The sequence below is a fragment of the Nonomuraea sp. NPDC003804 genome (assembly GCF_040610675.1).
In the GTDB taxonomy this organism is placed as follows: Bacteria; Actinomycetota; Actinomycetes; order Streptosporangiales; family Streptosporangiaceae; genus Nonomuraea.
Window position 1 is genome coordinate 223,485 of the sequence record NZ_JBEXMT010000003.1, and the last position, 19,235, is coordinate 242,719.

A 19,235-nucleotide genomic window follows, 5' to 3' on the forward strand; every position below is an offset into this window, starting at 1 on the left:
GGGAGGAGTTCCTGTGCCCGAGAGCACGGCCGTCCTGCTGCTGTCCACCTCCGACACCGACCTGCTGAGCGCGAGGGCGAGCGGCGCGCCGTACCGCCTCGGAAACCCCGCCCGGCTGACGGTCGACGACCTGCCCGCGCTGGTCGAGGGCACGGACCTGGTCGTGGTGCGGCTCCTCGGCGGGCGCAGGGCCTGGGAGGAGGGGCTCGACCGGCTGCTCGCGGGACCGCGGCCCGTGGTGGTGCTGGGCGGCGAGCAGGCGCCCGACGCCGAGCTCATGGAGCTGTCGACGGTCAGCGGCGGCGTCTGCGCCGAGGCGCACGCCTACCTCGCCCACGGCGGCCCGGCCAACCTCGCCGAGCTGCACGCCTTCCTGTCCGACACGGTGCTGCTGACCGGCAACGGGTTCGCGGCGCCCGAGCCGGCCCCGGCGTGGGGGCTGCTCGAGAGGGAGCGGTCCGCCGCCGAGGGGCCCGCCGAGGGGCCCGTCGTGGGCGTGCTCTACTACCGCGCGCACCACATGGCGGGCAACACGGCCTTCGTGCGGACGCTCTGCGACGCGATCGAGGCCGCGGGCGGCCGCGCGCTGCCGGTCTTCTGCTCCTCGCTCCGTACGGCGGAGCCCGGCCTGCTCGACAATCTGCGGACCGCCGACGCGCTCGTGGTGACCGTCCTGGCCGCCGGAGGCACGCGGCCCGCGACGGCCGGAGCCGGCGGCGACGACGCGGCGTGGGACGTGGGCGCGCTGGCCGAGCTGGACGTGCCGATCCTGCAAGGGCTGTGCCTGACCACGAGCAGGCAGGCGTGGGAGGAGAACGACGACGGCCTGTCACCGCTGGACGCTGCGTCGCAGGTGGCGATCCCCGAGTTCGACGGCCGGATCATCACGGTGCCGTTCTCGTTCAAGGAGGTGGACGCGGACGGGCTGACCGTCTACGCGGCCGATCCCGAGCGCGCGGCCCGCGTCGCCGGCATCGCCGTACGGCACGCCCGGCTCAGGCACGTCCCGAACGCCGAGAAGAAGCTCGTGGTGATGCTGTCGGCCTACCCGACCAAGCACGCGCGCGTCGGCAACGCGGTCGGCCTCGACACCCCCGCGAGCACCGTGAAACTGCTGGCCAGGCTGGCCGGCGAGGGCTACGACCTGGGCGAGGGCCTGCCCGGCGTCGCCGAGGGCGACGGCGACGCGCTGATCCACGCGCTCATCGCGGCCGGCGGCCAGGACCAGGAGTGGCTGACGGAGGAGCAGCTCGCGGCCAACCCGGTGCGCGTCCCCGCCGCCACCTACACCTCCTGGTACGGCACGCTCCCCGCCGAGCTGCGCGAGGCGATGGAGCGGCACTGGGGGCCGCCGCCCGGCGAGCTGTTCGTGCACGAGGGCGACATCGTGTTCGCCGCGCTGCGGGCGGGCAACGTCGTGGTGATGGTGCAGCCGCCGCGCGGCTTCGGCGAGAACCCGATCGCGATCTACCACGATCCGGACCTGCCGCCCAGCCACCACTACCTGGCGGCCTACCGGTGGCTGTCGGCGGAGTTCGGCGCGCACGCGATCGTGCACGTCGGCAAGCACGGCAACCTGGAGTGGCTGCCCGGCAAGTCGGCGGGCATGTCGGCCGCGTGCGGGCCCGACGCGGCGCTGGGCGACCTGCCGCTGGTCTACCCGTTCCTGGTCAACGACCCGGGCGAGGGGACGCAGGCCAAGCGGCGGGCGCACGCCGTCCTGGTGGACCACATGGTGCCGCCGATGGCCCGCGCCGACACCTACGGCGACATCGCCCGCCTGGAGCAGTTGCTGGACGAGCACGCCTCGATCGCCGCGATGGACCCGGCCAAGCTGCCCGCGATCAGAGCGCAGATCTGGACGCTCATCCAGGCGGCACGGCTCGACCACGACCTCGGTCTGGCCGACCGGCCGCACGACACGGAGTTCGACGACTTCCTGCTGCACGTGGACGGCTGGCTGTGCGAGGTCAAGGACGTGCAGATCCGCGACGGGCTGCACGTGCTGGGGGCGGCGCCCGAGGGGTCGGTGCGGGTCGACCTGGTGCTGGCGATGCTGCGGGCCCGGCAGATGTGGGCGGGCGCCGAGACGCTGCCCGGCCTGCGGGAGGCGCTGGGGCTGGCCGAGGACGGTACGGCGGGCCTGGCGAGCGTGGACGCGGCCGAGTCGACGGCCAGGGCGCTGGTGGAGGGCATGGAGGCGCGCGGCTGGGAGGTGGCGGCGGCCCGCGAGGTGACCGACGCGGTCCTCGCCCCCTCCGGCGCGCGGCGGGACCTGGTCGTCCGGATCCTGGAGTTCGCCGCCACCGAGGTCGTGCCCAGGCTGGCCAGGACCGGTGACGAGCTCGACCACCTCCTGCACGCGCTCGACGGCGGCTACGTCCCCGCAGGCCCCAGCGGCTCCCCGCTGCGCGGCCTGATCAACGTGCTGCCCACCGGCAGGAACTTTTACTCGGTCGACCCGCGCGCCGTCCCCAGCAAGCTGGCGTGGGAGACCGGCCAGGCGATGGCCGACTCGCTCCTGGCCCGCTACCGCGCCGACACCGGCGAGTGGCCGCGCTCGGTGGGCCTGTCGGTGTGGGGGACCAGCGCCATGCGGACGGCGGGCGACGACGTCGCCGAGGTTCTCGCGCTGCTGGGCGCCCGCCCGGTGTGGGACGACGCCTCCCGGCGGGTCACCCGCCTGGAGCCGGTCCCGCTCGACGAGCTCGGCAGGCCGCGCATCGACGTCACGGTTCGCATCAGCGGCTTCTTCCGCGACGCCTTCCCGCATGTCGTGGCCATGCTGGACGACGCCGTGCGCATGATCGCCGCCCTGGACGAGCCCGCCGACGACAACTACGTCCGCGCCCACGTCGCCGCCGACCTCGAGACGCACGGCGACGAGCGCAGGGCCACGATGCGGGTCTTCGGCTCCCGTCCGGGCGCGTACGGCGCGGGCCTGCTGCCGCTGATCGACAGCCGCAACTGGCGGGACGACGCCGACCTGGCCGAGGTCTACGCGGTGTGGGGCGGTTTCGCCTACGGCCGCGACCTGGACGGCGTGCCGGCCCGCCAGGACATGGAGAGCGCCTACCGGCGGATCGCGGTCGCGGCGAAGAACATCGACACCCGCGAGCACGACATCGCCGACTCCGACGACTACTTCCAGTACCACGGCGGCATGGTCGCCACCGTACGGGCGCTCACGGGCCGCGCGCCCGCCGCGTACGTGGGCGACAGCACACGCCCGGACGCCGTGCGCACGCGCACGCTGTCGGAGGAGACCTCGCGGATCTTCCGGGCGCGCGTGGTGAACCCCAACTGGCTGGCCGCGATGCGGCGGCACGGCTACAAGGGCGCCTTCGAGCTGGCCGCGACCGTGGACTACCTGTTCGGCTACGACGCCACGACCGGCGTGATGGCCGACTGGATGTACGACAAGCTCACGCAGACCTACGTGCTCGATCCCGTGAACAGGGAGTTCATGGAGAAGTCGAACCCGTGGGCGCTGCACGGCATCGCCGAGCGGCTGCTGGAGGCGGCCGAGCGGGGGATGTGGGAGCACCCGGATCCCGACGTGCTGCGAGAGCTGCAGGAGGCCTATCTCAAGGCGGAGGGCGATCTGGAGGACGACACCAGGCGCTGAGCCGACAGCGGCCGGCCCGCCCAGTGCAGGTGCAGGTAGGAGGCGGTCACCAGGGCATCCCCGTGACCGTCTCCGCCGCCTTCCCACCGGAACAGGGGCTCTCCGGCGGCGGTCACGGCCGTCCGGTGGAACTCGTGGCCCCGGTAGCGCTCGCCCGCGCGGGTGAGCAGGGAGTCGCGGGTGGCGGTGGCGTCGCGGTAGCCGAGCGTCAGCCGAGGCGTCATTTCCGCCTTCGCCGCGATTTTTCCGCACATCGGGTGGTTGTCGAGGCTCTCGCACAGGTACAGCAGGCCCGCGCACTCGGCCGCGATCGGGCCCCGGAACGCGGCGATCTCCCGCTTCAGCGGCTCGTTGGCGGCCAGGTCGGCCGCGTACATCTCGGGGAAGCCGCCGCCGATCACGACGGCCGCGGCGCCTTCGGGGAGCGCCCGGTCGCGCAGCGGGTCGAAGGTGACCACGTCGGCTCCGGCCGCCCGCAGCAGTTCGGCGTGCTCGGCGTACCCGAAGGTGAACGCCGCTCCCCCGGCCGTCGCCACCACCGGCCGCCGCCCACCCCCTGAGCTCACCGCCGGCCCCTCGCGCCGGGTCTCCTCGGTGGCCGCCTCCCGAAGGGCCGCGGCCGGGCTCCACGGCCGCGCGCGCAGCGCGGGAGCCGTGCGCGCCAGCCGTACCAGCGCCTCCAGGTCGCACGACCGGGCCACCAGCGCGCCCAGCCGCTCCACGGCGGCCACCGCCTCGCTCTCCCGCTCGGCGGCCGGGATCAGGCCCAGGTGGCGCGAGGGCGTCGAGACCGCGTCGTCCCGCCTGATCGCGCCGAGCACCGGCACCCCCGCCGCCGCCAGCGCCGACCTGCACAGCTCCTCGTGGCGGTCGGAGCCCACCCGGTTGAGGACCACCCCGCCCACCCGCACCCGCGGGTCGAACGTGGCGAACCCGTGCACCACCGCGGCGACCGACCTGCTCTGCCGCGCCGCGTCCACGACGAGCACGACGGGGGCCTCCAGCAGCCTGGCGACGTGCGCGGTCGAGGCGACGTCGGTGTCCGCCCTGCCGTCGAACAGGCCCATGACGCCCTCGACCACGGCGACGTCCGCGCCGGACGCGCCGTGCAGGAACAGCGGCGCCACCAGGTCCTCGCTGGTCAGCCACGGGTCCAGGTTGCGTCCGGGCCGTCCCGTCGCCAGCGCGTGGTAGCCGGGGTCGATGTAGTCGGGGCCGACCTTGTGCGGCGAGACGCGCAGCCCGCGCGCCCGCAGCGCCGCCATGAGCCCCGTCGCCACGGTCGTCTTGCCGCTCCCCGAGGCGGGCGCGGCGATCACCAGGCGCGGGACTACCACTCGATGCCCTTCTGGCCCTTCTGCCCGGCGTCCATGGGGTGCTTGACCTTGCCCATCTCCGTCACCAGATCGGCGGCGGCCAGCAGCTTCTCCGGCGCGTCCCTGCCGGTGATCACGACATGCTGGCTCCCCGTACGGCCGGCGAGCGTCTCCACCACGTCGTCCAGGTCGAGCCAGCCCCACTTGAGCGGGTAGGTGAACTCGTCGAGCACGTAGAACCGGTAGGTCTCCGCCGCCAGGTCGCGCTTGATCTGCTCCCAGCCCTCGCGGGCGTCGGCGGCGTGGTCCTCCTCCGTGCCGGGGCGCTGGATCCACGACCAGCCCTCACCCATCTTGTGCCAGCTCACCGGCCCGCCCTCGGCCGAGTCGCCCAGGACGCGCAGCGCCCGCTCCTCGCCGATACGCCACTTGGCCGACTTCACGAACTGGAACACGCCGATCGGCCAGCCCTGGTTCCACGCCCGCAACGCCATCCCGAACGCGGCCGTCGACTTGCCCTTGCCGGGGCCGGTGTGCACGATCAGCAGCGGCCGGTTCCTGCGCTGCCTGGTGGTGAGGCCGTCGTCGGGGACGACCTCGGGCTTGCCCTGCGGCATCTCAGCCCGCCTTTCTGTAGTCGCGGATGAGGTCGTCCATCCCGTCGAGCGGGATGAGGCGGGCGCGCAGCCTGGTCGCCAGGCGTCCGGCCAGGCCGAGCCGTACGGGGCCGGACTCGCAGTCGACGACCACGCTCGCCGTACCGTTGAGCAGGGCGGCCGCGCGGTCCACGTCGCCGCCGGCGGTGGCGCGGCCGTCGGTCACCACCACCAGCAGCGGCCTGCGGTCCGGGTCGCGCATGCGCTCCACGCGCAGCACGTCGGCGGCGCGGGCCAGGCCCGCCGCCAGCGGGGTGCGCCCGCCGGTCGGCAGCGCGCGCAGCCGTGCCGCGCCCGCCTCCACCGACGAGGTCGGCGGCAGCGCCACCTCGGCGGCGTTCCCCCTGAACGTCACCATGCCGACCTTGTCGCGCCGCTGGTAGGCGTCGAGCAGGAGACTGAGCACGGCCGTCTTCACGGCGGTCATCCGCTTGCGCGCGGCCATCGAACCGCTGGCGTCGACGACGAACAGCACCAGGTTGCCCTCCCTGCCCTCCTTCACCGCCTCGCGCAGGTCCCCTGCACGGATGAGCAGGCCGGGCGCGGTGCGCCCGCGCTCCTTCTGGTACGGCGCGGCGGCGACGAGCGTCGCGGTGAGGTGCACCGAGCGCAGGTGCCCCTCGGGAACCCGGGAGCCGGTGGTACGGCCGTGCGGGGTGCGGGCCCGCGACCGCCTGCCGGACGCGCCGTCGCCGAGGCCCTCCACCGTCAGCCACGGCACCCGGTACGGCGCCGCCACCCCGGCCACCTGAACCAGGCCCTCCCCGTCCACGGCCGCGTCCTGGCCGGTGGGGGCGCTGTCGCGGTCGTGCCGCGGGGTCCTGGCGGCGCCGTTTCCGCTCGCCGCCTCGCCGGCCTCTCGCCCGTCCTGGTCGTGTCCGTCCTGGCCCTGCCGGTTCTCGGCGCGGGCGGCCGGGGCGTCGGACGGCGGTCGACCGCCGTCTTCCGTGCCGCCCCCACCCCTGGGCCCGTCGGGCCAGTCGGCGCCGTCGGGGCCTTCGGGAGCGGTGTCGGGGTCTGAGCCGGTGTCAGGGTCGGGGTCGGGGTCGTCGTCGGGGCGCTCGTCCTGCGAGGTCCTGGCCAGCAGTTCCTCCAGGAGCCGCTCGTCCAGCCCCGGCGCGTCGAACGGGTCGCGGCGCCGCCGGTGCGGCAGCGACAGCCGGGCCGCCACCCGCACGTCCTCGGTCGTCACCACCCGCGAGCCCCGCCAGGCGGCATGCGCGACGGCGGCGTTCGCCGTGACGAGGTCGGCGCGCAGGCCGTCCACCTCGAAGGCCGCGCACACCTCCGCGATCTGCCGCAACCGCGCGTCCGGCAGCTCCACCGCCGCCAGACGTTCCCTGGCCGCCGCGATGCCGGCCGCCAGCTCCGCCTCCTGGGCCGTCCAGCGTGCTGCGAAGCCCTGCGGATCCGCGTCGTGCGCCATGCGCCGCCGTACGACCTCGGCCCGTTCCGACGGGTCCCGCGACGCCCGCACCTCCACCGTCAGCCCGAACCGGTCCAGCAGCTGGGGCCGCAGCTCGCCCTCCTCCGGGTTCATGGTGCCAACCAGCAGGAACCTGGCCGCGTGCCGTACCGAGACGGCCTCGCGCTCGACGTAGCAGGTGCCGAGCGCGGCCGCGTCCAGCAGCAGGTCCACGAGGTGGTCGTGGAGCAGGTTGACCTCGTCCACGTACAGCACGCCCCTGTGCGCGGCGGCCAGCAGCCCGGGCTCGAACGCCTTCACGCCCTCCGTCAGCGCCCGCTCCAGGTCGAGCGACCCCACCAGACGGTCCTCCGAGGCGCCCACCGGCAGCTCCACCAGCGCGGCCGCCCTGGTGACCACCTGCTCGCCCGGCTCGTGCGGCCCGTCGGGACACGTGGGGTCGGGCGCGACGGGGTCGCACGCGAACCTGCAGGCGGCCAGCACGTCCACCGGCGGCAACTGCGCGGCCAGCGCCCTGACGATCGTGGACTTCGCGGTGCCCTTCTCCCCCCTGACGAGCACGCCGCCGACGCGGGGGGAGACGGCGTTGAGCACCAGCGCCAGCTTGAGATCGTCCAGACCGACGACGGCGCTGAAGGGATAGGTGGCGGTCACGGTGTGGCCTTCCGGTTGACGTACCCGATCCGCCAGCCCTCGCGGGAGGCGGACACCTGCGTGAGAGAAAGAGGGGCGATGTCGAGTCGCGCGGCGACGAGAGGGCCGACGCCGAGCGCATGTCCCAGCACCGCCCGCACCACCGTCACGTCGCACACGACCACCCACCCCCGCCCGCCCGAACCCGGGCCCGACCGCCCCGAGGTGCCGGGTTCCGGTGAGGGAGCGTCGGGGCGGGCGAGCTCGCCTGGTGGGGTCTCGCGAAGGGACTCCACCCAGCGGACCACCCTGTCCGCCGCCTCGGCATGCGACTCCCCACCGTGGGGCGCGGCGCAGGGGTCGGCGAGCCACCGGGCGAAGGACTCCGGGTCGGCCTTCACGACCTCCTCGTACGGCAGGCCGCGCCAGCTCCCGTAATCCGGTTCGGCCAGCTCGGGCACGACCACGCGCGCCAACCCGAGCGCCACGGCCGTCTCCCGAGCCGCCCGCCCTGGAGCGACGAACGCCGTTCCGCCCTCCCCGAACACCCCGGAACCCGGTGTTCCAGGAGATGACGGTGTTCCCGGAGATGACGGTGTTCCAGGAGATGACGGTGTTCCGGGGTGCAGGACGGACGCCAGGGTTCGGCTCAGGCGCTGGGCCGTTTCGAGGCTCGCCGCGTCGGCGCGTTCCTCCCCCGTAGGGAAGCGCGCGCCACGCATGCCCGGTGTCGAGGCATGCCGGACGAACAGCACCCCGGTCAGCTGACCCGCGCCTTCGCCCGTTCGCCCGCCACCGCGAACAAGACCCCGAAGGCCACCCAGAACACCACCTGGGTGCCGAGGGAGGCCAGCCGGAAGTCCCACAGCAGCGAGGCGGGGAAGCCGGGCGGCACCTCGTCGACGCGCGGCAGGAGCACCCACGCGGCGATCACCGGAATCAGGAAGGTCACCCCGCCCACCAGGCCCTTCGCCCAGACGCCGGGCACGGTGACCCTACGGGTGGCGGCGACGGCGATCGCGATGGAGGCGAGGCCGACGAGGACCATCACGACGTAGAGCAGCGTTCTGGCGTTGATGGTTTCGGGGTCGCCGACAGCGGGTGGGTTGGCGGGATATTTCAGGAAGGGGACCAGGGTGATGGCACCGAACGCGCACGCGGCCGTCACGATCGCCAGGCCAGGCTCCGACCTGGGGCCGACCCTGCCGCGCAGTGCGGCGAAGACGAGGGCGAAGATGCCGCCGACGGCCAGGCCGTACAGGCCGGTGGCCAGGAAGAGGCCGACCTTCTGTACCGGCCTGCTGACCACGGCCTCCTCGCCGTGGCTGTGGCCGGCCGAAGCGCCGTCGTCGTGACTGTGCGCCTCCTCGCCGCCGCCTGCCGGGGCCGACGGCCGAGCCGCGTTGCCTGGAGCGGACGGCTGAGCCGCATCCGCTGGGGCCGACGGCTGAGCCGCATTCCCCGGAGCGGACGGCTGAGCCGCGTCGTCCGCCGGGGCGGACGGCTGACCGGCGCCGTCGGAATGGTGGGAGGACGGGGTGTCGCCGCCGTCAACCGATACGGCGGCGGCCGCCTCCTCCAGGGCGATCGCGGCGTCGACGCGCGGCTCCCCCACGAAGAAGGCGAACACGCCCGCGACGAGTCCGGCCAGGAGCCCGACGAGCAGGCCCCTGACCACCAGGGACTTGACCATGACGCTGCCTCAGTGGCAGGGCACGCCGAGCAGGTGACGCCCGTCGTGCATGAGCTCGTGCAGGAGCGTGCCGGTCTGCGAGATCGCGCCGTTGTCCATGAGGACGAGGTACGCGAGCAGCATCAGAACGGGCACGGCCAGCAGCCAGCGTGTGAGACGGTGAAGCGGAATTGCGGTTACGGACGTGGACAGACCACTCATGTGAAGCCTCCTCAGGGATGACGCGTCCCGCTGGTTGAGGTCGCGACGGTCAGGTGACCTGGCTCCCGGGGCTGTGGGCCCCGGATACAGTGGCGCGTCCGCACCGGCATCTCACCGGATTTCCCCTGATTCGCCGCGAAATCTACCGGAACGTATCCCTTTCTCCGGGTCTCGTCAACATCACCCGATCCTGTTCGGGCCCTTTCTGAGATGTAGATGCCCACGTCCGGGGTTTCCGGCGCGCCACGAAGGACTGTCCCGGCGCAGGCGGGGCACGGACTGTCCGCTTCCCGGAAACGCCGGGATCAGCGTTCCCGGGGAGAGCGGGCGCGGGTTATGACAACGTTGCCATTGATCTTGATAGGTCCTAGTGTGACGGCGACCGCCCCCTAGAACGCCGAGGGAGACCCCGTGCCCGTTCGCCTGTTGACCGCCGAGTCGACCGACCTCTTCGTCGGGACGGAGGCGCAGCCGTACCAGGTCCTCCGGGTCACCGCCGAGCAGGGTGAGCACGACGCCGGCCTGGAGGTGCGCGGCGACGGCGTGGCGGGACGCGCGGTCGTGCCCGCCGGCGAGGGGACCGTCGTGGTGGAGGTCCCGCTGGAGGTGAACGCCGAGCCGGGGACCGTCCTGCCGTGCGTGGTCACCGCGGCCGGCGACGAGCTCGCCGCCCAGGTGACCGTGGAGGAGCCGGGCTGGACGATGCACATGGTGTCGCACTTCCACTACGACCCCGTCTGGTGGAACACGCAGGCCGCCTACACCAGCCCGTGGGAGCTGCTGTCGGGTGACGCGACCACCAGGCCGCTGTGGGAGCGCAACGCGTTCGCCCTGGTGGAGGCGCATCTGGCGCTCGCGGCACGCGACCCGGACTACAAGTTCGTGCTCGCCGAGATCGACTACCTGAAGCCGTTCTTCGACACCCACCCCGAGCGCAGGGCCGACCTGCGCCGCCTGATGGCCGAGGGCAGGGTGGAGCTGATGGGCGGCACCTACAACGAGCCCAACACCAACCTGACCGGCGCCGAGACCACGATCCGCAACATCGTGTACGGCATCGGCTACCAGCGCGACATCCTCGGCGGCGAGCCCCGTACGGCATGGCAGCTCGACGCCTTCGGCCACGACCCGCAGTTCCCCGGCTACCTCGCCGCCGCCGGGCTGACCGGCAGCGCGTGGGCGCGCGGCCCCTTCCACCAGTGGGGCCCGATCAGCAAGAACTTCAAGCAGGCCAAGAACGACGCCACGCTGATGCAGTTCCCGAGCGAGTTCGAGTGGATCTCGCCCTCGGGGCTCGGTGTCGTGACGCACTACATGCCCGCGCACTACTCGGCGGGCTGGTGGATGGACTCCTCGGCGACGCTGGAGGAGGCGATGACGGCGGTTCACGAGCTGTTCGCGAGCCTGAAGCCGGTGGCCGCCACCAGGAACGTGCTGCTGCCCGTCGGCACCGACTACACCCCGCCGAACAAGTGGGTGACGGAGATCCACCGGGAGTGGGCGGCGCGGTACGTGTGGCCGAGGTTCGTCTGCGCGGTGCCGCGCGACTTCTTCGCCGCGGTCAGGGCGGAGACCAGCACGTTCAGCCCGCAGACGCGCGACATGAACCCCGTCTACACCGGCAAGGACGTCTCCTACATCGACACCAAGCAGGCCCAGCGCGCCGCCGAGGTGGCCGCGCTCGACGCCGAGCGGCTGGCCGCCTTCGCGTCGCTGCTGGGTCTGGGCCGCTACCCGCACGCGGCGCTGGACAAGGTGTGGCGGCAGCTGGCCTATGGCGCCCACCACGACGCGATCACCGGCTCCGAGTCCGACCAGGTCTACATCGACCTGCTCACCGGCTGGCGGGAGGCCTACGACCTGGCGGCCGACGCCCGCGACCGCGCGCTCGACGCGCTGCTGGGCCGGGTCGCCGTGGACGGCCGCTCGGTCGTCGTCACCAACACGCTCTCCTTCGCCCGCGACGGCCTGGTCAGGGTACGGCTGGAGCCCAGGCTGCGGGTGGACGCCCCCTCCGTCGTCGAGGACGGCACGCACGTCTTCCTCGCCGAGGACGTGCCCGCGCTCGGCTGGCGGTCCTACCCGGTGGTCGAGGGCGAGGCGGACGGCTGGCAACCCGTCGAGGGCCACACCGTCGAGAGCGACCGCTGGCGTGTCACCGCCGACCCGGCCCAGGGCGGCGGCCTGACCTCCGTCACCCGTGACGGCCGCGAACTGCTCACCGGCCTGGCCAACGAGCTGCGGCTCTACGAGGAGTACCCGCAGCACCCGGACATGGGCGAGGGCCCGTGGCACCTCATGCCGACGGGCGCGACCACCGCCTCGGGCGCGACCACCGCGACCGTGCGGGCGGAGACCAGCCCGCTCGGCTCCCGCCTGGTCGTCTCAGGAGAGGTCGGCGACCTGACCTACGAGCAGGTCGTCACGCTGAGGGACGAGCGGGTCGAGTTCACCACCCGCGTCCTCGACCACACGGGCGCCGACCGGCTGCTCAGGGTCCGCTTCCCGGCTCAGGTGCGGGGCGCGCTGCCGGTCTCGGACGTGGCGGGCGCGGTCGTCGGGCGCGGTTTCGCCCTGCCCGACGTGGACAGCGCCGAGCACCCGTGGACGCTGGACAACCCGGCCAACACCTGGTTCGGCCTGTCGTCGACCGCCCGCGTCGACCTCGGCGCCGCCGGTGCCCGCGCGATCGGCGTGGCGGAGATCGTCGTGTCCTCCCAGGAGGCGGCGGCCACCGCCCGTGACCTGGTGGTGGCGCTGGCCAGGGTGGGCGTGACGGCGACCGTCTCGTCGGCCTCGGGCTCCAGGTACGGCTGGTTGGACGTCGACTCCAACCTGCCCGACGTGCGTATCGTCCTGGGCGGCCCCGACACCAACCCGCTGGCCGCCGAGCTGCTGTCGCGCAGCGACCCGGCCTTCCTCGACGCGCTCAGGTCGGGCGAGCGGCGCGTGTGGGTGCCGGCCGAGAAGCCGCTGGCCGAGGTGTGGCAGCCGAGCGCCGACCTGCGCGACGTGCGGGCCCTGCCCGCGCTGATCGTGGCCGACCCCGCCGACACGCTGCTGGACGGCGCGGTCGTCCACGCGTCGTGCCCGCTGGGGAGCGAGGAGCTGGAGGACAGGACGGTCGCGCTGCTCTCCTACGGCCTGCCGGGCTTCGCCGTCGACCCCTCGGGCGCGCTGCACCTGTCGTTGATGCGGTCGTGCACGGGCTGGCCGTCCGGCGTGTGGCTGGATCCGCCGCGCCGTACGACGCCTGACGGGTCGGGGTTCCAGCTGCAGCACTGGACGCACGAGTTCTCCTACGCGCTGGCGGCCGGTGACGGCGACTGGCGCGCGCTCGGCCTGCCCGCGGCGGGACAGGAGTTCATCACGCCGCTGCTGCCGCGCGTCCTGGACGCGCAGGGCGGCGACCTGCCGTCGCCGCACTCGCTGCTGCGTGTGGACCCGCCGCGCGAGGTGCTGTTCAGCACGGTCAAGGCCACCGGCAACCCGCACGCGCACGGCCTGTCCGGGGGCGGGAACGGGGCCGGGGGCGGGAACGGGGCCGGGGCCGGGGGCGGGGTGACGATCAGGCTGGCCGAGTCGACCGGCCTGGGCACGACCGCCGCCCTGCACTCGCCGGTGCTCCCGCTCGACGCGCTGGTCCCCTCCGACCTGCTCGAAACCTCCGACCGGCCGACCCCGTCCGGAGAGAGCCACGCCACGCCCGACCGGCCGACCCCGTCTGGGGCAGGCCACGCCGCTTCCGACCGGTCGGCCGGCTCCGGGCAGGGTCCCGTCGCGCCGCTCGAGCTGTCCGGCGCCGAGGCGGCCACGTTCGTCGTCCCTGCGGTGCTCGACCAGGCGGGCGCGGAGCTCGGTGTGACGGCTGAGCCGGTGCAGCCGGTCTACAGCCGGTACTGGCTGCACAACAAGGGCCCGGCGCCGCTCGGCTACCTGCCCGTGAGCCTGGCCGTCTCCCCCGGCCTGGTCACCCCCGAGGGCCCGTTCGAGGTGGACGTCGTCGTCTCCTCCCACCTGGTGGACGCGGCCCACGAGGGCGTCGTGACCCTGGACCTGCCCGGCGGCTGGACGGCCGAGCCGTCCCGGCGGGTCTTCCGCCTGGAGCCCGGCGGTCATGCCCGCTTCCCCTTCACCGTCACGCCGGCGCAGGGCTCCGGCCTCCACTTCGTGACCGCCCGCACCCGGGTGGGCGAGCAGGTGATCGAGGACGCCGTCACCGTCGCCCTCGGCCCGGTCCCCGAGCTGCCCGCGCCGGTCGAGTCGGTGCCCGAGGACGGGGTCGCGGCGCGGGGCACCACGGCCGCCGAGGGCAGGCCGACCGGGCTGACGGTCCGCGCCGTCACCGGCTCGCTGTCGCTGCGTCCCGGCGACCGGGCGGCCCTGACCGTGCGGCTGGCCAACACGACCGCGGGGACCATCCGCGGCGAGGCCCAGCTCGCCTCCCCGTGGGGCACGTGGGAGCTGCTGCCCGAGGTCGTCCAGGGCTTCGAGGTGGCTCCCGGCGAGACGGTGGACGTCGCCTTCCCCGTCACGGTCCCGCCCGACGCTCAGGAGCTGCGCTCGTGGGCGCTGGCCAAGGTCATGTGGTTCGGCAGGTGCCAGTACGCGCCTGCCGTACGCCTGGAGGTGGCACGATGACGCGCCCGCAGGTGATCGGCACGGTCGACGGGCAGCCCGTCCCCCGTGAGCTGCTCGACGTCCGCCTGCGCGACCTGCGCGAGGGGCCGCTCAGCGCCGCGCTGCCCACGCCCGGCAGCTCCGAGGACAGGCAGATGGCCCGCTGGGTGACGCAGGTCGTCCTGACCGAGGTCCTGTGCGAGCGCGAGGCGCTGGCCAGGGGCCTGGCGCCGCTCGAAGGGCCGCCGCTCGACCGCCTCGCCGCGGTCGAGCTGGGCTCCATCAACGCCGCCGCCTACAACGGCAGCCCGTGGGTGCGCGCCGTCCACCGTGCCGTGGCCGCCGCGGCGCAGGTCCCGCCGGCCTGGTCCGCTCCCCCTCCGGCCGCCCCCACCCCCCTCCACCTGGTACGGCACGCCCTGTTCGGCGACGAGCCGGCCGCCCGCGCCGCCACGCCCGGCGACCTGGAACGGCTCGGCGCGATCAGTCTCGACTCGCTGCCTTCCGCGATCGCCGAGGCGTTGCGGCGCCTGCCGTACGGGACGCAGGCCGGGCCGGTCCGCGACCCGCTGGGCTGGCACGTGGCCGTCGCCGAGCCCGCGCCCGTCACCGACCCGGGCGCCCGCAGCGGCAGCGGCACCGGGGACGCGCCGCTCGCGGAGGCCGCCGGGCGGCGCGCGTTCGCCCGGTGGCTGGACGAGCAGCGGGCCACCCGGGTGGAACTCGTCCCCGGTCTCGAACATCCTGGCGACCCTCGCCAGCCCGACAACCACCACAAACACTGATGACCCACGTACTGGCCGTCGACATCGGCGGCACCAAGCTCGCGGCGGCCCTCGTCGACCGCGCGGGAACCGTCCTGCGCTCGGCCACCCGCCCCACTCCGCGCGAGGACGTCTTCGGCGCGCTCGCCCTGCTCGTCGGCGAGGTCGTGGCCGAGGGCCCGGCGCCCGTCGCGGTCGGGATCGGCTGCGCGGGCCCGCTGAACCTGGCCACCGGCACGGTCAGCCCCGTCAACATCGGCACCTGGCGCGGCTTCCCGCTGCGCGAGCGGGTGCGGGAGCTCACCGGGCTGCCCACCGTGCTGGCGGGCGACGCCCAGTGCTTCGCGCTGGGCGAGCACTGGCTCGGCACCGGCGCGCGGAGCCCGTCGATGCTCGGCATCGTGGTCTCGACGGGCATCGGCGGAGGGCTGGTCATCGACGGCGCGCCGCTGCTCGGCCCCACAGGGAACGCCGGGCACGTCGGGCACATGACGGTCGACCCCGCCGGCGAGCCGTGCGCGTGCGGGAGCCGGGGCTGCGTCGAGAGGTACGCCAGCGGGCCCAACCTGGTCCGCTGGGCCGTCGAGAACGGCTGGACCCCCTCGCCGGAGGGGGCCGCTCCCGACGGGGCGCTGCTGGCCGGGGACGCCGCGGCGGGTCACCCCGTGGCGCTGGCGGCGTTCGAGCGGGGCGCCCGCGCGCTGGCCGCGATGATCGTCTCCACGGCCGCCGCGGTCGAGGTAACGGATGTGGTCATCGGCGGCGGCGTGGCCAACGCGGGCCCGATCCTGTTCGACCCGCTCCGCCGCGCGATGGACGAGCTGGCAGGACTCGACTTCGTCCGGCGGGTCGAGATCCGCCGGTCCAGGCTGGGTGTGCGGGCCGCGCTGGCCGGGGCCGCCAAGCTGGCCTGGACGGCGACGCCGGCTACCGCCGTTCCGCCTGAGCCTCGCGACGCTCGATGATCCTTCGCGTGTAGGGGATGACCTCCACGACCTTCGCCCCGAGGTAGGCGCCGATGAAGGCCAGCACCAGCAGGACGATCGGACTCGTGGCGAACCCGTTCACCGTCACGAACACCTGCAGGATCACGTCGAGCATCGGCATATGCGGACTCCGGGGAAAGAACCAGACAGAGGACTCACCATAACCGGCGGCCACGCATGGTCGACGCCGTTCAAACCTGTCCCGGCCGCCACTGTCTTCTCCCATTCGCCTTCGCCTTTCCGCAGCGAGGAGGCGAAGAGGATTCGGATGTCGATCCGATAGCCGGCGTTTCTACGGTTGTCCATGCTTCCTGGACGGGCTGGCCGCGGCGGGGCTCCTGGAGCCGCCGCACCTCCCCGGTGCCGGGCGCGCGCGCAGGTGCGGCCGGAGGCGCGGGCGAAGGTGCGGCTGTGCCGGGCGCGCGGAGCAGGCGCCGGATCCGCTGGATCGAGGGCGTCAGCCAGGTGCCGGCCCGGCGCCTGTTCGGCGTCGGCGCGTGGACCGTCTACGGCCTGGCCTGGGTGTTCGTCGTGGCCGTGCCGGCGCTGCGGCCCGGTCCCTTTGTCTCCGGGATCGCCATCGACGGCCTGGCCATCGCCCCCGCCGGGGGGCGATGGCCGTAGCGCGCCGGTCAGTGGAAGAAGTGCCGCGTCCCGGTGAAGTACAGGGTGACGCCGGCCTTCTCGCAGGCCGCGATGACCTCGTCGTCCCTGATCGACCCGCCGGGCTCCACGATGGCCTTCACCCCGGCCGCGATGAGCACCTCGGGGCCGTCGGCGAACGGGAAGAACGCGTCGGAGGCCGCCACCGACCCGGCCGCCCTGTCGCCCGCGCGGGTGACCGCGAGACGGCAGGAGTCGACCCGGTTGACCTGGCCCATGCCGACGCCGACCGTCGCGCCCGCGGCCGCCAGCACGATCGCGTTGGACTTCACCGACCTGGACGCCCGCCAGGCGAAGTCGAGCTCCCGCAGCAGCTCGGGCGTGGCCGCGGGCCCCGCCTTCAGCTCCCAGTTCTCCGGCGCGTCGCCGGGGGCGTCGATCCGGTCGGCGGTCTGCACCAGCAGCCCGCCGTCGACCCTGCGGAACTCGGTGGCGTTGGCCGGACGCTGCCCGCACCGCAGCAGGCGCAGGTTCTTCTTCCCGGTGAGCACGGCCAGCGCCTCGTCGGCGAACGAGGGCGCGACCACCACCTCGGTGAACACCTCCGCGATCTGCCTGGCCAGCTCGACGCTCACCTCCCCGTTGACCGCGATGACCCCGCCGTAGGCCGACACCGGGTCGCAGGCGTGGGCCTTGCGGTGGGCGTCGGCCACGTCGGCGCCGACGGCGATGCCGCACGGGTTCTGGTGCTTGATGATCGCGACGCACGGCGCGTCGAAGTCCCACGCGGCCCGCCAGGCGGCGTCGGCGTCGAGGTAGTTGTTGTATGACATCTCCTTGCCGTGCAGCTGCTCGGCGTTGGCGAGCCCGCCGTCCTCGGAGACGTACAGCCAGGCCTGCTGGTGCGGGTTCTCGCCGTAGCGCAGGACGTTCTTGAGCCGGCCGGCCGTGCCGCTGAACCGCCGGTCGCCGGTGTAGGTCTCGGCGAACCAGGTCGCCACGGCGACGTCGTAGGCGGCCGTGTGCGCGTAGGCGCGGCCCGCCAGGCTCCTGCGCTCGTCGAGGGTGAAGCCGCCCCCGTCGAGGGCGCGGTAGATCTCGCCGTAGGAGCCGGTGTCGACCACGACGGCGCAGGTGGCGTGGTTCTTGGCGGCACCGCGGATCATGGCGGGGCCGCCGATGTCGATCTGCTCGACGCACTCGGCGTCGGAGGCGCCCGAGGCCACGGTCTGCTCGAACGGGTAGAGGTTGACCACGACCAGCTGGAACGGGTCGATCTCCAGCTCGTTCAGCTGGGCGACGTGGTGTTCCTTGGTCAGGTCGGCCAGCAGGCCCGCGTGGACGCGCGGGTGCAGGGTCTTGACCCTGCCGTCCAGGCATTCGGGGAAACCCGTCAGCTGCTCGACCTTGGTGACGGCGATGCCGGATGAGGCGATCGCGGCCGCCGTGCCCCCCGTGGAGACGATCTCCACCCCCGCGGCGTCGAGCGCTCGGGCCAGCTCCTCGAGCCCGGACTTGTCGTACACCGCGATCAACGCGCGCCTGATGGCGATGCGGCTGTCGGGCTGGGCAGCGCCCTCGCTGCGCTCGGTCACTTCTTCTCTCCTCCTGGTCCGATGCGGACGGTACGGCCGGCGACGGTCCAGCCCTCGCGGACCATCCGGCCGACGGTGTCGACGAGCAGCTCTCGTTCGACGGTCTTGATGCGCTCGTGCAGCTGGTGCTCGTCGTCCCCGTCGAAGACGCGCACCGCCTCCTGCGCGATGATGGGCCCGGTGTCGACGCCCGCGTCGGCCAGCATCACCGTGCAGCCGGTGACCTTGACGCCGTGGGCCAGCGCGTCGCGCACGCCGTGGGCCCCGGGGAAGGACGGCAGCAGCGCGGGATGGGTGTTGACCACGGGGAAGGCGCTCAGCGTCGGGTCGCCGAGGATCTTCATGAAGCCGGCCGAGACGACCAGGTCGGGCCGGTAGGCGGCGATGCGCGCGGCGACGGCGGCGTCCCACTCGGCGCGGGAGCCGTACCCGGACAGCTTCTCGACGAAGGTCGGCACGCCCGCGCGCTCGGCCCTGGCCAGCCCCTCGATGCCGTCGCGATCCGCACCCACCGCCACGATCGTCGCGCCGTACGACGGATCTGCTGAGGCATCCAGAAGGGCCTGTAGGTTGGTTCCAGAGCCGGAGACGAGAACCACAAGCCGACCTGCCTGCGACACAGGCGCACTCCATTCACATGCTCGGGGTGGGGTTGCCAGGGTATCTGTTCCTCGTCCGGCAACGTTGAGGAGGTCAGGTGACGACACCGGTGCAGGCACCGGGCGACCAGCAGCTCGCGGAGTCCGCGGGCCGCAGGGCGATATGGCTGGCCATCGCGGCGCTGGCCATGACGTTCATGCTTCCGCTCGCCGGCCTGGTCATGGCGGTCTTCGCCCTGCTGGCGGGATTCAGGGCGCGGCCGGCGCTGCGCGCCGCCGGCAGGTCCACGGGCGTCGCGGTGGGCGGCATCGTGATCTCCGCGATCGCGCTGCTGCTGTCGGCGTCGGCGACGGCGATGCAGCTGTACCTGATGGACGAGTACGCCGCCTACCAGGAGTGCAGGAAGGGGGCGGGCACGGTGGCCGCGCAGAACGCGTGCTTCGCGGAGTTCAGGAACGCGGCGGCGGCCAAGCTTCCGCCCGGTGTGATCGAGTTCCTGGGCGCGGTGGAGTAG

15 protein-coding genes and 1 riboswitch are annotated in these 19,235 nt (G+C 73.8%); of the genes, 6 read left to right on the forward strand and 9 right to left on the reverse strand.

The genetic code is table 11. From position 1 onward, the window contains the following. The first annotated feature begins 13 nt into the window (after nt 1-13). Entirely contained in the window at nt 14-3,628 is a 3,615-nt protein-coding gene (cobN, locus tag ABZX22_RS05355) for a cobaltochelatase subunit CobN (protein ID WP_354906273.1), read from the forward strand. On the opposite strand, the gene ABZX22_RS05360 is transcribed toward cobN, so the two are convergent. From ABZX22_RS05360 to ABZX22_RS05385, 6 genes are read right to left on the reverse strand one after another with little or no spacing between them, the layout of a single operon-like run. Continuing rightward, nucleotides 3,583-4,950: a cobyrinate a,c-diamide synthase gene (locus tag ABZX22_RS05360; protein ID WP_354906499.1), complete on the reverse strand. Its 1,368-nt coding sequence runs from the start codon at nt 4,948-4,950 to the stop codon at nt 3,583-3,585. The two genes, cobN and ABZX22_RS05360, sit on opposite strands and share 46 nt — an antisense overlap. A gap of 8 nt (nt 4,951-4,958) precedes the next feature. After that, complete coding sequence (gene cobO, locus ABZX22_RS05365) at nt 4,959-5,561, reverse strand: cob(I)yrinic acid a,c-diamide adenosyltransferase (RefSeq protein WP_354906275.1); 603 nt, start codon at nt 5,559-5,561, stop codon at nt 4,959-4,961. A gap of 1 nt (nt 5,562) precedes the next feature. Next, nucleotides 5,563-7,680 carry a VWA domain-containing protein gene (locus ABZX22_RS05370; RefSeq protein ID WP_354906276.1) on the reverse strand — a complete coding sequence of 706 codons (2,118 nt, stop codon included), beginning with the start codon at nt 7,678-7,680 and terminating at the stop codon, nt 5,563-5,565. After that, the gene (locus tag ABZX22_RS05375) at nt 7,677-8,381 is read right to left on the reverse strand and encodes a histidine phosphatase family protein (RefSeq protein WP_354906278.1); all 705 of its coding nucleotides are present in this window, start codon (nt 8,379-8,381) and stop codon (nt 7,677-7,679) included. Before ABZX22_RS05375 ends, ABZX22_RS05370 begins: the two co-directional genes overlap by 4 nt. 38 nt (nt 8,382-8,419) lie before the next feature. Next, a complete protein-coding gene (locus tag ABZX22_RS05380) occupies nt 8,420-9,352 on the reverse strand; it encodes a CbtA family protein (RefSeq protein WP_354906280.1) in 933 nt (310 codons plus the stop codon). A gap of 9 nt (nt 9,353-9,361) precedes the next feature. Then, the gene (locus tag ABZX22_RS05385) at nt 9,362-9,487 is read right to left on the reverse strand and encodes a CbtB-domain containing protein (protein WP_354906281.1); all 126 of its coding nucleotides are present in this window, start codon (nt 9,485-9,487) and stop codon (nt 9,362-9,364) included. A 95-nt stretch (nt 9,488-9,582) separates the two neighbouring features. Beyond that, nucleotides 9,583-9,723: riboswitch (cobalamin riboswitch) on the reverse strand. A gap of 241 nt (nt 9,724-9,964) precedes the next feature. Here ABZX22_RS05385 and ABZX22_RS05390 point away from each other — a divergent pair. Genes ABZX22_RS05390 through ABZX22_RS05400 form a run of 3 tightly spaced genes read left to right on the forward strand, consistent with a single transcriptional unit; the run spans nt 9,965 to nt 15,902 of the window. Continuing rightward, nucleotides 9,965-14,194 carry an NEW3 domain-containing protein gene (locus ABZX22_RS05390; RefSeq protein WP_354906283.1) on the forward strand — a complete coding sequence of 1,410 codons (4,230 nt, stop codon included), beginning with the start codon at nt 9,965-9,967 and terminating at the stop codon, nt 14,192-14,194. After that, nucleotides 14,191-14,958 (forward strand): hypothetical protein, encoded by a 768-nt coding sequence (locus tag ABZX22_RS05395; RefSeq protein ID WP_354906285.1) that lies wholly within the window; start codon nt 14,191-14,193, stop codon nt 14,956-14,958. Before ABZX22_RS05390 ends, ABZX22_RS05395 begins: the two co-directional genes overlap by 4 nt. After that, entirely contained in the window at nt 14,958-15,902 is a 945-nt protein-coding gene (locus tag ABZX22_RS05400; RefSeq protein ID WP_354906286.1) for an ROK family protein, read from the forward strand. Before ABZX22_RS05395 ends, ABZX22_RS05400 begins: the two co-directional genes overlap by 1 nt. Here ABZX22_RS05400 and ABZX22_RS05405 read toward each other — a convergent pair. After that, nucleotides 15,865-16,044 (reverse strand): hypothetical protein, encoded by a 180-nt coding sequence (locus ABZX22_RS05405; RefSeq protein ID WP_354906287.1) that lies wholly within the window; start codon nt 16,042-16,044, stop codon nt 15,865-15,867. The two genes, ABZX22_RS05400 and ABZX22_RS05405, sit on opposite strands and share 38 nt — an antisense overlap. Nucleotides 16,045-16,334: 290 nt before the next feature. Between ABZX22_RS05405 and ABZX22_RS05410 the strand changes: the two genes are divergently transcribed. After that, a complete protein-coding gene (locus ABZX22_RS05410) occupies nt 16,335-16,547 on the forward strand; it encodes a hypothetical protein (protein ID WP_354906289.1) in 213 nt (70 codons plus the stop codon). An 8-nt stretch (nt 16,548-16,555) separates the two neighbouring features. Here ABZX22_RS05410 and purH read toward each other — a convergent pair whose 3' ends face one another. Both purH and purN read right to left on the reverse strand, forming a co-directional pair. Beyond that, a complete protein-coding gene (gene purH, locus ABZX22_RS05415) occupies nt 16,556-18,121 on the reverse strand; it encodes a bifunctional phosphoribosylaminoimidazolecarboxamide formyltransferase/IMP cyclohydrolase (RefSeq protein ID WP_354906291.1) in 1,566 nt (521 codons plus the stop codon). Continuing rightward, nucleotides 18,118-18,741 (reverse strand): phosphoribosylglycinamide formyltransferase, encoded by a 624-nt coding sequence (gene purN, locus ABZX22_RS05420; RefSeq protein WP_354906292.1) that lies wholly within the window; start codon nt 18,739-18,741, stop codon nt 18,118-18,120. The genes purH and purN overlap by 4 nt, the downstream gene beginning before the upstream one ends. 77 nt (nt 18,742-18,818) lie before the next feature. Between purN and ABZX22_RS05425 the strand changes: the two genes are divergently transcribed. Then, on the forward strand, nt 18,819-19,235 hold the full coding sequence (locus ABZX22_RS05425; protein WP_354906293.1) for a hypothetical protein: 417 nt from the start codon (nt 18,819-18,821) through the stop codon (nt 19,233-19,235).

Bases quoted from the DNA above. Each gene is read 5' to 3' on its own strand.
- cobO (WP_354906275.1), bottom strand. From the start codon at position 5,561: ATGCCGCAGGGCAAGCCCGAGGTCGTCCCCGACGACGGCCTCACCACC.
- ABZX22_RS05375 (WP_354906278.1), bottom strand. From the start codon at position 8,381: ATGCGTGGCGCGCGCTTCCCTACGGGGGAGGAACGCGCCGACGCGGCG.
- ABZX22_RS05380 (WP_354906280.1), bottom strand. From the start codon at position 9,352: ATGGTCAAGTCCCTGGTGGTCAGGGGCCTGCTCGTCGGGCTCCTGGCC.
- ABZX22_RS05395 (WP_354906285.1), top strand. From the start codon at position 14,191: ATGACGCGCCCGCAGGTGATCGGCACGGTCGACGGGCAGCCCGTCCCC.
- ABZX22_RS05400 (WP_354906286.1), top strand. From the start codon at position 14,958: ATGACCCACGTACTGGCCGTCGACATCGGCGGCACCAAGCTCGCGGCG.
- ABZX22_RS05405 (WP_354906287.1), bottom strand. From the start codon at position 16,044: ATGCCGATGCTCGACGTGATCCTGCAGGTGTTCGTGACGGTGAACGGG.